This window comes from Flavobacterium sp. (genome assembly GCF_046155325.1).
Classification (GTDB): domain Bacteria; phylum Bacteroidota; class Bacteroidia; order Flavobacteriales; family Flavobacteriaceae; genus Flavobacterium.
The window spans coordinates 1-10,839 of record NZ_JBJXDQ010000179.1 but is presented as its reverse complement, the minus strand read 5'-3'; the positions used below and the strand labels follow the sequence as shown (position 1 = coordinate 10,839).

Annotated in this window: 13 protein-coding genes and 1 pseudogene; 4 read left to right on the top strand and 10 right to left on the bottom strand. The window is 32.4% G+C overall.

Annotated elements, in window-relative coordinates:
* Positions 1-211 (bottom strand): DegT/DnrJ/EryC1/StrS family aminotransferase (locus tag ACKVOD_RS12240; RefSeq protein WP_409209753.1); only part of this gene is annotated, 211 nt, incomplete at its 3' end.
* Positions 208-1,185, bottom strand: a complete 978-nt coding sequence (locus ACKVOD_RS12235) for a GNAT family N-acetyltransferase (protein WP_409209752.1) — start codon at positions 1,183-1,185, stop codon at positions 208-210. The genes ACKVOD_RS12240 and ACKVOD_RS12235, both read right to left, overlap by 4 nt.
* Positions 1,186-1,320: 135 nt before the next feature.
* Here ACKVOD_RS12235 and ACKVOD_RS12230 point away from each other — a divergent pair, with 135 nt between their 5' ends.
* Positions 1,321-2,106 (top strand): TrmH family RNA methyltransferase, encoded by a 786-nt coding sequence (locus ACKVOD_RS12230; protein WP_409209751.1) that lies wholly within the window; start codon positions 1,321-1,323, stop codon positions 2,104-2,106.
* 193 nt (positions 2,107-2,299) lie between these two features.
* Here ACKVOD_RS12230 and ACKVOD_RS12225 read toward each other — a convergent pair whose 3' ends face one another.
* From ACKVOD_RS12225 to ACKVOD_RS12190, 8 genes are all read right to left on the bottom strand, one after another.
* A complete protein-coding gene (locus ACKVOD_RS12225; RefSeq protein ID WP_409209750.1) occupies positions 2,300-2,518 on the bottom strand; it encodes a putative signal transducing protein in 219 nt (72 codons plus the stop codon).
* A gap of 15 nt (positions 2,519-2,533) precedes the next feature.
* Positions 2,534-3,178, bottom strand: coding sequence for a DEAD/DEAH box helicase (locus tag ACKVOD_RS12220; protein ID WP_409209749.1), 645 nt, complete (start codon positions 3,176-3,178; stop codon positions 2,534-2,536).
* 70 nt (positions 3,179-3,248) lie between these two features.
* Positions 3,249-4,412 (bottom strand): sigma-54-dependent transcriptional regulator, encoded by a 1,164-nt coding sequence (locus ACKVOD_RS12215; RefSeq protein ID WP_409209748.1) that lies wholly within the window; start codon positions 4,410-4,412, stop codon positions 3,249-3,251.
* A 137-nt stretch (positions 4,413-4,549) separates the two neighbouring features.
* Entirely contained in the window at positions 4,550-5,866 is a 1,317-nt protein-coding gene (locus tag ACKVOD_RS12210) for an ABC transporter permease (protein ID WP_409209747.1), read from the bottom strand.
* A gap of 47 nt (positions 5,867-5,913) precedes the next feature.
* Positions 5,914-6,837, bottom strand: a complete 924-nt coding sequence (locus ACKVOD_RS12205) for an ABC transporter ATP-binding protein (RefSeq protein ID WP_409209746.1) — start codon at positions 6,835-6,837, stop codon at positions 5,914-5,916.
* Positions 6,838-6,980: 143 nt separating this feature from the next.
* Positions 6,981-8,099, bottom strand: coding sequence for a molecular chaperone DnaJ (gene dnaJ / locus ACKVOD_RS12200; RefSeq protein ID WP_409209745.1), 1,119 nt, complete (start codon positions 8,097-8,099; stop codon positions 6,981-6,983).
* Positions 8,100-8,145: 46 nt separating this feature from the next.
* Positions 8,146-8,739 carry a nucleotide exchange factor GrpE gene (locus tag ACKVOD_RS12195; protein WP_409209744.1) on the bottom strand — a complete coding sequence of 198 codons (594 nt, stop codon included), beginning with the start codon at positions 8,737-8,739 and terminating at the stop codon, positions 8,146-8,148.
* A 334-nt stretch (positions 8,740-9,073) separates the two neighbouring features.
* Positions 9,074-9,526 carry a DUF4442 domain-containing protein gene (locus ACKVOD_RS12190; protein ID WP_409209743.1) on the bottom strand — a complete coding sequence of 151 codons (453 nt, stop codon included), beginning with the start codon at positions 9,524-9,526 and terminating at the stop codon, positions 9,074-9,076.
* Positions 9,527-9,672: 146 nt separating this feature from the next.
* On the opposite strand from ACKVOD_RS12190, the gene ACKVOD_RS12185 reads away from it, so the two are divergent.
* From ACKVOD_RS12185 to ACKVOD_RS12175, 3 genes and pseudogenes are all read left to right on the top strand, one after another.
* Positions 9,673-10,128 (top strand): DUF4870 domain-containing protein, encoded by a 456-nt coding sequence (locus ACKVOD_RS12185; RefSeq protein WP_409209742.1) that lies wholly within the window; start codon positions 9,673-9,675, stop codon positions 10,126-10,128.
* Positions 10,129-10,178: 50 nt separating this feature from the next.
* The gene (locus ACKVOD_RS12180; RefSeq protein ID WP_409209741.1) at positions 10,179-10,508 is read left to right on the top strand and encodes a PadR family transcriptional regulator; all 330 of its coding nucleotides are present in this window, start codon (positions 10,179-10,181) and stop codon (positions 10,506-10,508) included.
* 5 nt (positions 10,509-10,513) lie between these two features.
* Positions 10,514-10,839: pseudogene (locus ACKVOD_RS12175) on the top strand (hypothetical protein); the annotation flags it as partial.

Below are 10,839 nucleotides of genomic sequence, written 5' to 3'. Positions count from 1 at the left end.
TATATCCCTTAAAAATTAATACTAGAGCATCAAGCCCATTTCCTACACCAATACAGTATTTTGTTCCGCAATAGTTTGCAAAATTATTTTCAAACTCAGCGACTTCATTCCCTAAAATATACCAACCGCTATCTAAAACTGATTTCAATTTTTCTTGAAAAGCAGTTTCATAAGGGACATTTATTTTTTTTAAATCAAGGAATGGTATCATACAATAACGTTGTCGAGTTTAATAAAATTTGCTGTTTCCACTTCATAAAAATCATGAACAACGGTACTAGCACCAAAACTTTCTTTCCAATAAGACAAACCATTATTTAGTTTTCGACCTTTATTTTCATTGGATATACCAAAATCAAAAAACTTCTTGTTATTAAATACTTCGCTCAACAAATGATGATGTAATACATCAAGGCCTCCTAAATTATTCTTGCCTTCTTTTCCAGAAATGTACTGGGAATGGGCGACATTTTCACTTTCAAAAATGGTAGTTCCAGCAACTATAACTCCATTTTCATACACATTAAATTGACGAATGTTTTTTGGAAACAATAATTTCAAATTCATGATTTCCTGCAAACTATGAACTGGTTTTGCTTGGTGTTTCAATACTAAATTAGGTATTAATATCTTGTTCCAAAAATCTTCGAAATCAGCTACTTCTTTTATTTCTAATCTATTAATTTTCCCTTTTTTAATACCCTCTTTTCTATCGCTAGCAATGTTAATATTTAAAGACAAATCAACAACTGCCATAGTATCTCTTCGTATTAATTGGCCTTGAGCCAAAAACAAAGCATATTGCAATTCTTCTGCTGGTTTTTGATGATAGATAGATGGGATAATTTTGATGTGGATTTTATCTATTTTATTTTCATTCAAAAAGAATAAAATACTTTTAAAAATTGCAATAACTGATACCAATTTTATCTTTTCATTATAAACCAATCCTCCATAAGTCAATCCCTGATGAGAGAAAACCTCATCTCCTACACTATTTGCAGGCAGAACAGCTACCCATTTTTCGCCGTCTAAAACTATCAAAGAATAATCTTCGAATCGATCCTTATGGTATTCCATAAAATCACGATGAAACAGGAAGGTTGCATTTTTTGCTTGTGCAATAAATGCATTCCAATTTTCGTAATCACTTTCCTGATACTTTTTGACCTTGTAGATTTTCACTATTTGATTTTAACTTTGTGAAATTAAGCTTTTTTATTGATGTGCAAAAATCAGAAAATACAATTTTATTGATTAAAACGTCTAAGTAATAAAACCTTTGTAACTTTGAGGCATCGTAACTTTTTTACACGCTAAATGAAACAAATTATTTCAATTCAAAATCCATATATAAAATCTTTAGTATTACTCCAGGAAAAATCAAAGTCACGCAAACAAACGGGAACTTTTTTAATAGAAGGAGTACGAGAAATTTCGATTGCTTTAAAAGGCGGTTACACAATTGAAACTGTTTTATTTTGTATTGAACTCATCGACAAATCTTTCGATTTTTCAATTTTTGAATCTTTTAATAAAATCGAAATCTCAAAAGAAGTATATCAAAAACTCGCCTATCGAGATACAACCGAAGGTGTTTTGGCAGTAGCCAAATCTAAATCGATGCAATTGTCCGATTTAAAATTGTCTGAAAACCCATTAATTCTTGTTGCTGAAGCACCTGAAAAACCCGGTAATATTGGTGCTTTACTTCGAACCGCCGATGCTGCCAATCTCGATGCAGTGATTATTGCCAATCCCAAAAGTGATTTATACAACCCCAATATTGTTCGATCTAGTGTAGGTTGTTTGTTTACCAACCAAATCGCAACGGGTACAACAGCTGAAATTATTGCTTTTCTAAGCGAAAAAAAAATTAATATTTTCTGCGCTACTTTACAGAATTCAACATCCTATCATACCCAAGATTATACAAAACCAACAGCCTTGGTTGTAGGTACAGAAGCTACAGGTTTAACTGAGGATTGGCGATTAGCTGCGGATCAAAATATTATTATTCCAATGCAAGGAGAGATTGACAGTATGAATGTTTCAGTCGCTGCTGCCATTTTAATTTTTGAAGCCAAAAGACAAAGAGGTTTTTAGTTCTGCAATTAAAATAGCGAAGTAAACTACCTCGGGGCAAACCCCTCGTAGGATTAGTGAAATAACAGCCACAGATGCACAGATTAAAAAAGATTTTTGAAAATCTGTAACTCGAGACCGAAGGCTGAACAGACGAAGTAATCTCTGGTAAAAAAAGCCGAAGCAGAGCTTCAAGGAATTAAACCTTAAGAGATTAAATACTCAATCTAAATTCTTCAATAATTGGATTTGCTTTAGCAAAATCTGTTTCTTGTATAAATAATTCTACTGCTTGACCTAAATTACCAAAACCACCCAATGTTGCGGATTGAATGTTGTTTTTAACTATTGTATTTACTCCGATTTCTTCTATTTTTCCTTGTAAAGCCAATGCTAAAATCTCACTTCCAGAAAACACTTTCATTAATCCCATATTTTTTATTTTAATTTAATTATCTAATTCATCCTCTTCTTCGATATCTTCCTCAAAATCAAATTCAAAAGGCTCAACTAGCATTTTATCCGCTAAAATCTCTATTCGTTCCGTAAAAACGTCTGAAAAAATAACCCGTTGTGTTTTGTTGATACTATTTGAAATGCGCATAATTTTTGTTTCGTGACGCAATTTCAAGATTGAATCCGCATCGTCAACAATAAACATTCTCAACCTATTGACATTATAACCCGCAGAAGAAAACATATCATCAAGTTTGTTAGGAGTTCCAATCAAAACATCTATTCCTGTAGAAATATAGTTTTTGTCATAATCCATATCGCCTTTATCATGAACGCCAAATATTTCCAATCCAGAATTTTTTCCTAATTTTTCAAATAGCGCAACCATTTCTAATACTTTGATTTTGTCTTCAACAATAATCAAAGCGCGAGGTGACTCTTCGTTTGTACCCGACAGTTTCTGAATCACATTGATTACAATTGTTGTTGATTTTCCAATCCCATTTGGTCCAATAATAATACAATCAGCACCACTTTTAAAAGTTGAAAATGTTTCTTGTTGCATTTCATTAGCCTCAATCAAACCATTTTCAGTAAGTGCTTGTTGTAGATTTTCGTTTATTTTTTTTAATTTCATTTTTTAAGTTGTAAGTCGTAGCTTGTAAGTTATAAGTTTCTCAAACCTACAACTTACAACCTAAAACAATTTATTTACTAGCAAAAAGTTGCACATCTGTTTCTGATATTTCGATTCCACCCAAGATTATCAATCGCTCTACGACATTGCGTAATTCACGAATATTTCCTGTCCAATCATAATCTTGCAACAGTTTAATGGCTTCTTTGGAGAATTTCTTTACTGAATTTCCTTGCTCCGATGCTATTTTTTCGGCAAAATGAGTAATCAATAGTGCTATATCATCTCTTCTATCATTTAAAGAAGGTACTTTAATCAAAATAACCGCTAATCTATGGTACAAATCTTCTCTAAATCTACCTTCGGCAATTTCTTTTTTCAAGTCTTTATTGGTAGCCGCAATTACACGCACATCGACTTTAATATCTTTATCAGCCCCTACTCTTGTAATCATACTTTCTTGCAAAGCGCGCAACACTTTAGCTTGAGCCGACAGACTCATATCGCCTATTTCATCTAAAAAAATAGTCCCTTTATCTGCCGCTTCAAATTTTCCAGCTCTGTCTTTTACAGCCGATGTAAAAGCGCCTCTCACATGCCCAAACAATTCACTTTCTATCAATTCACTAGGGATAGCAGCACAATTCACCTCTATAAGTGGAAAATAAGACCTCTGGCTTTTTTCGTGTAACTGGTGAGCAACGAGTTCTTTTCCAGTTCCATTAGGACCTGTAATTAAAACTCGAGCTTCGGTTTGAGCTACCTTTTCAATCATCAATTTAATATGATTTATGGGTTCGCTTTCGCCAATGATTTCGTAATTCTTACTGACTTTTTTCTTTAGAATTTTATTCTCAACTACCAGTTGTTTTCGGTCTAATGCATTGCGAACCGTATTCAATAATCGATTCAAATCTGGTGGTTTTGAAATATAATCAAAAGCGCCCAAACGCATCGTTTGTATCGCCGTTTCCATATCGCCATGACCCGATATCATGACCATAGGTGTTTCGGGCTTGATTTTTTTTACGGCTTCTAGCACCTCAACCCCATCCATTTTTGGCATTTTAATATCGCACAAAACCAGATCATAGTCGTTGTTTTTAATTTTTTCTAAACCCTGAATTCCATCTTCGGCTTCTTCTACTTTATAGGAATCATTTTCTTCGGAAAGTATTTTGGATAATACTCTTCGAATAGCGGCTTCGTCTTCTATGATTAATATTTTACTCATATTTATAATTTAACCGTAAAGTTCGCAAAGTTTTTCGCAAAGTTTACAAAATCTAAGATAGATTATTTTAGCCCTGATTGTAGCGGCATCCCACGCTTTTTTGCGTGGATACAGCGTAAAGCAGGATTAGCTTCAAATTAATATTTCAACCATTTATACAATTCTTTCCAGGTTGGTTTTTTGCCATACATTAAAATTCCCACACGATATATTTTTGCCGCAAACCAAACCACAAACAAAAAAGTAGTGAAAAGAAGCATAATAGAAATAGCCAATTGCCACCAGGGGACTCCAAACGGAATTCTCATCATCATGACTATAGGCGATGTGAGCGGAATCATTGAAAAAATTACGGCAATTGTCCCTTGCGGATCACTAACAACCGTAAAAAAACCAATATAAACGGCTAAAATTAGTGGGGTGATAATTGGTAAAAGAAATTGTTGCGAATCGGTTTCGCTATCCACAGCAGCTCCTATTGATGCGTAAAACGAACTGTACAAAAAGTACCCTCCAATAAAATAAACTACAAAACAAATAAGAATTGTCGCGATGGGTAAATTCCATAATTCTTGAATATACATTTGAGCGGTGCCACCAATTTCCTGTTGAGCTGTTTGTAACATCGCCGGTGGTATTTTTGCCTTTGGACTGGCATCTATGCCAAAAAATGTTGTAGCAGCAACCATCAAAGTTAGACCAATGATTGCCCAAATAGTAAATTGTAAAATTCCTGCCAATGATGTCCCTATAATTTTTCCCATCATTAATTGAAATGGTTTTACCGAAGAAATAATGATTTCGACAATCCTATTCGTTTTTTCTTCGATAACACTTCTCATGACCATATTACCATAAATAATAATAAACATCATAATGAGATACCCAAAGGCACCTCCTATAGCCACCTTGATTTCGTTAAGCCCTTTGACACTTTCTTCACCCGATGATTTTGAAAGCACTATTGCAACTTTTGCTTGGGCTTTTTTTATTACTAAAGTATCAAGTTGCGCTTTTTCTAGATTATCCTTAGTCAGTTTTTTAGCAATTATTTCTTGAAGATCTTCAATAAAAGCTATGCTTGGGCTATTGTTTGAAATGAATTGAATTTTATTTTCTAAATCTTTGTTATCTTTTACTTTGGGTATATAGAGTAAACCTTCATAACTTTCGTTTGTAATGCTATCCTTTATAAATTTAATATCTAGCATAGATAAATCATGATAAACATATTCAGTATTTTCGGCATTTTGTTTTGTAAACTCTGTAACAAACAAACCAGATTCATCATGAATAGCTACGCGTTTTGTTTCCGCTTTCAAAGAGCTTAAGTAGCCTACTAATGCTGCTATACCAACAAAAAGTAAGGGACTCAAAAAAGTCATAACAATGAATGACTTATTGCGAACTTTGGCAATAAATTCTCTTTTTATAATTAGTGATATAATGCTCATCTAAAGGGATATAAGTTTAAAAAGATTATTCGTTTTTGGGTCTTAAATTATTTTTCGCTAACAGCATGTATAAAAATATCAGATACACTTGGGATTTTCTCCATAAAATGAGTTACTTGTCCTCTTTGAATTAGGATATTAAGTAATTCATTTGGAGTTGAATTTCTGAGTTGAATTTCGAGTTTTAATTCGGTATTCAATGATTTGAAATCTGTTTGCTTAACCGTAAATTTTTGGGTAATATCATACATCAAACCTTCGATATTATCCGTTAAAATCCCAACCTCAAAACTATTAGTTCTATAATTTCTTTTTACATCTTCGAGCTTGCCTTCAATAAGTTTGTTTGATTTGTGAATCAAGGCAATGTTATCGCAAAGTTCCTCAACACTTTCCATTCGATGAGTCGAAAAAATGATGGTTGACCCTTTTTTTTGTAATTCTAGGATTTCATTCTTAATGATATTGGCATTCACAGGATCAAAACCCGAAAAAGGTTCATCGAAAATTAGCAATTTAGGTTGATGTAAAACACAAACCACAAACTGAACTTTCTGAGCCATTCCTTTAGATAATTCTTGTATTTTTTTGTTCCACCACCCTTGAATTTCTAATTTTTCGAACCAATAATCCAGTTGTTTTTTGGCTTCAGCTCTTGAAAGTCCTTTCAGCTGTGCTAAATACAAACATTGCTCTCCTACTTTCATAGTTTTGTACAAACCTCTCTCTTCTGGCAAATAACCAATGTATTGAACATGATTCGGACTCAATTTTTCACCATCAAAAATAACTTCGCCACTATCTGGCATTGTGATTTGATTTATGATTCTAATGAGTGAGGTTTTCCCAGCGCCATTAGGCCCTAAAAGCCCATAGATACTCCCTTTGGGAATTGAAAGTGACACGGCATTCAACGCAACATAATCACCATACTTTTTGACTACATCTTTAATTTCAAGTATTGAACTCATGCTAATTATTACTTTATGATACCTTCGAGATTGATTAAACTGAGGTGTGTAAAAATAGTTAAATCGAAATGATAAGCTGTTAAATAAAATAAAAAATCCCATCTTTATTTAGTAAAGATGGGAGTATTAATCGATTTATTATTTTAAGAAAACATATCTTTTACCTTCTCAAAAAAGGACTTATCTCCTTTTTCAGGATTAGGTATAAAATTCTCATCATTTATATTTTTTTCAAAAAACAATTTTTGGTCTTTGTTTAATGTCTTAGGAGTCCATACGTTAACATGTACTAATAAATCTCCATTACCATATCCGTTAATACTTGGTATTCCTTTTCCTTTTAGCCTTAGGATTTTTCCGGATTGGATTCCTTCTTCGAGTTTTATTCTTACTTTTCCGTTGATAGCTTCAATATCTTTTGAAATTCCTAAAACTGCCTCAGCAAAACTGATGTATAAATCGTAATGTAGATTTTCACCTTCACGTTTCAAAAATTCATGCTCAATTTCTTCGATGGCAACAATTAAATCACCAGGAACACTATTTCCTGGCGCATCATTTCCTTTGTTTGAAACTTTTAGTTGCATTCCATCTACTACACCAGCAGGAATTTTTATAGAAACCGTTTCGTCTTCCAAAATCATTCCTTGCGAATCTGCTTCAGAAGGTTTTCTGTCTAAAATTTGTCCTGAACCTCCACAGGTCGGACAGGTTGAAGCAGATTGCATTCTTCCCAAAATTGTGTTAGTCACTCGCATTACTTGTCCCTGTCCATTACAAGTAGAACAGGTTTTATAAGTTACCCCTTGGGCTTGAACCTTGCGTTTTACTTTTACTTTTTTCTCAACACCATTAGCGATTTCCTCTAAAGTTAACTTAACTTTTATACGGAGATTACTTCCTTTAACACGACGAGAACCGCCACCACCGCCAAATCCACCGCCACCACCAAAAGCACTTCCGAAAATATCGCCAAACTGGCTGAAAATATCATCCATATTCATTCCTCCATGACCTCCTCCACCAAAACCACCAGATCCGTCAAAAGCTTGATGACCATATTGATCATATTTGGCTTTTTTATTTGGGTCACTGAGTACTTCGTATGCTTCAGCAGCTAGTTTAAATTGCTCTTCTGCAGCTTTATCATTTGGATTTTTATCCGGGTGAAATTCAATTGCTTTCTTTCGATATGCTTTTTTAATTTCGGCAGCATTAGCACTTCTTGAAATGCCCAATATTTCGTAAAAATCTTTTTTCATTTTATTGTTTGTGTAAAGTAGATACTACCTTGAAAAATAATTATAATTACTGACCAATAACTACTTTTGGAAAACGAATGATTTTATCCCCCAATTTATATCCTTTCTCAAGAACATCAACTATTTTTCCTTTCATCTTTGGCGCAGGAATTTGAGTAATAGCTTCAGCAAAATCGGCATCAAAAACATCGCCAGCCTTAACTTCTACTTGCTCTAATCCTTTTGAAAACAAAGTGGTTTGTAATTTATCAAAAATAAGTGCTACTCCTTTTGACAATAATTCGTCTTCAGATTTATTGATTTCAATCATGGCTCTATCAAAATCGTCCAAAACTGGCAGTAAAGCCAATAAAACTTCTTGATTGGCTGTTTTAAACAATTCGATACGCTCTTTTGTTGTTCTTCGTTTGTAATTTTCGAATTCAGCAAACAAACGCAAAAATTTATCTTTTTCTGAGGCTAAGTCTTGAGACAATTGCTCCTCTTTAGATATTTCCTCTACTCTTTCTTCGATTTTTGAATCTAATTCGTCTGAGACATTTTCATTATTTTCAATTGTATTTTGATCAATAATTTCGTCATTTAACGTGTTTTCAGTCGTCATGCTTGTATCTTTTTTAAATATATTCTTAAACTTCATTTTACGCTTTTAAGATTACAAAAGTACTGCCAAATCTTCATTTTTGTCAAATTGTCACCTTTTAAAAATCAAAATTTGGCAAAAAGACAAAAAAATACTAAATCTGTATTTTTGTCTTAAAATTTTAATATAATTTTAAGACAATCATAATATAGTTTGTATAATTTTGTAATGATTATATTCTAGGTCACAATTTTAAGAACCACTTTAAGGTTAGCATCTAGCTTCTAAATAATTATTAATTCATTTTACTTTATATTAAAAAAAGCTTCGATTAATACTCGAAGCTTTTTTTTGATTAGATTTTTAAGTTTTAACTAAGTGTTTTAAATATTTATTTTACTTTGATAGTCCATTCAAAATCCATTTGAGATACTATCTCTCCATTTTCATTTGTACCTATAGATTTCATCCAAAAACTTTGCCCCTCCCCCGTGGCAATAGCTTTTTGCATTGCATTTTGTACTAAAATTCCATCAGCACAAACAAAACTAATCCTTCCCGTTGCTTTCTTACTAAAGTTTCCTTTATTATTAGCCACTAACATCGATACTTTTTTACCACTTTTTTGTATTTGTTGCATCACCAAAGCTCCAGACGCTAATTCTGCGGCCATTCCTTGAACCGCCCAATACATTGAATTAAAAGGGTTTTGACTAATCCATCGATGCTTTACCGAAACCACGCATTTTTGCTCATCAAAATACTGTACTCGAACACCGCATATAAAGGCCGAAGGCAACTTGAAGAATACAAATTTATTGAGATTTGAGACTGAAATTTTCATTTTTATCACTATTTATACTCGTAAAAGTAACATATTTAGTTTAAATATAAAATGTTAATTTTAAGTTAATATTTAGTACTTTGTAATACATAATACTTTCTTTTATACATATATTTGCATAAGAAATTAAATACTATAATTATACTATGAATACAACAAGCGAAAATAATCTAGCCACGTTTACTCATTTAAGTTCATTATCGCAATATTTTATTCCTTTTGGAAATATTATTTTTCCACTTTTAATTTGGAATTCAAAAAAAGAAGATTCAGAATTTATTGATCATAATGGCAAACAAGTACTTAATTTTCAATTGAGTATATTATTCTATACCTTGATAATTGCAATGATTGCAACTCCTATCATTATCATTAAAGTTATCAATGAAATTCCTTTGAAATCAATTTATGACAACGAAGAATTTATATTTAATACTTTAATCATAGAACATTTTTCAGGAATAATAATCTTTGCATTGTTGACAATATTCACTTTAATCGGTTTAAAGATTGCTGAATTTATATTAATTATATATGCTTCATTAAAAACTTCAAATGGTGAAAAGTATCAATATCCGTTAACTATTTCATTCATAAAATAAGCACTCAAATAACAACAAACTAGAATAACAAATCAATTATAAAGAGAATCATGAACATTGAAAATACAAAAGCTCAAATGCGAAAAGGGGTTCTCGAGTTTTGCATCTTATCCGTCCTAAAAGACAAAGAAGCATATACTTCGGAAATATTATACTCTTTAAAAAGCGCAAAACTATTAGTAGTTGAAGGCACAGTTTACCCCCTACTTACTAGATTAAAAAACGACGGGCTTCTCAACTATCGTTGGGAAGAATCGTTATCAGGTCCACCAAGAAAATATTATGAATTGACTGAATTAGGACAAACCTTTTTAAATGAATTAAATGGCACCTGGACTGAATTGTCGGATGCTGTAAATCTAATCACAAAACAAAAATAATAGTCATGAACAAAACTGTAAACATAAATTTAGGCGGGATGTTCTTCCACATGGATGAGGATGCATACCAAAAACTTACTAAATATTTTGAAGCTATAAAAAGATCATTGTCTAACACATCAGGGCAAGATGAGATTATTAAAGATATTGAAATGCGGGTATCGGAATTATTGACTGAAAAACAAAAAACCGAAAAGCATGTAGTAACTCTAAAAGAAGTTGACGAAGTTATTACAGTAATGGGACAACCTGAGGATTATAAAATTGATGATAACGAAACCGAAAATAACACCTCAAATTTTACCACTTCAAAAACCAGAAAACTATATCG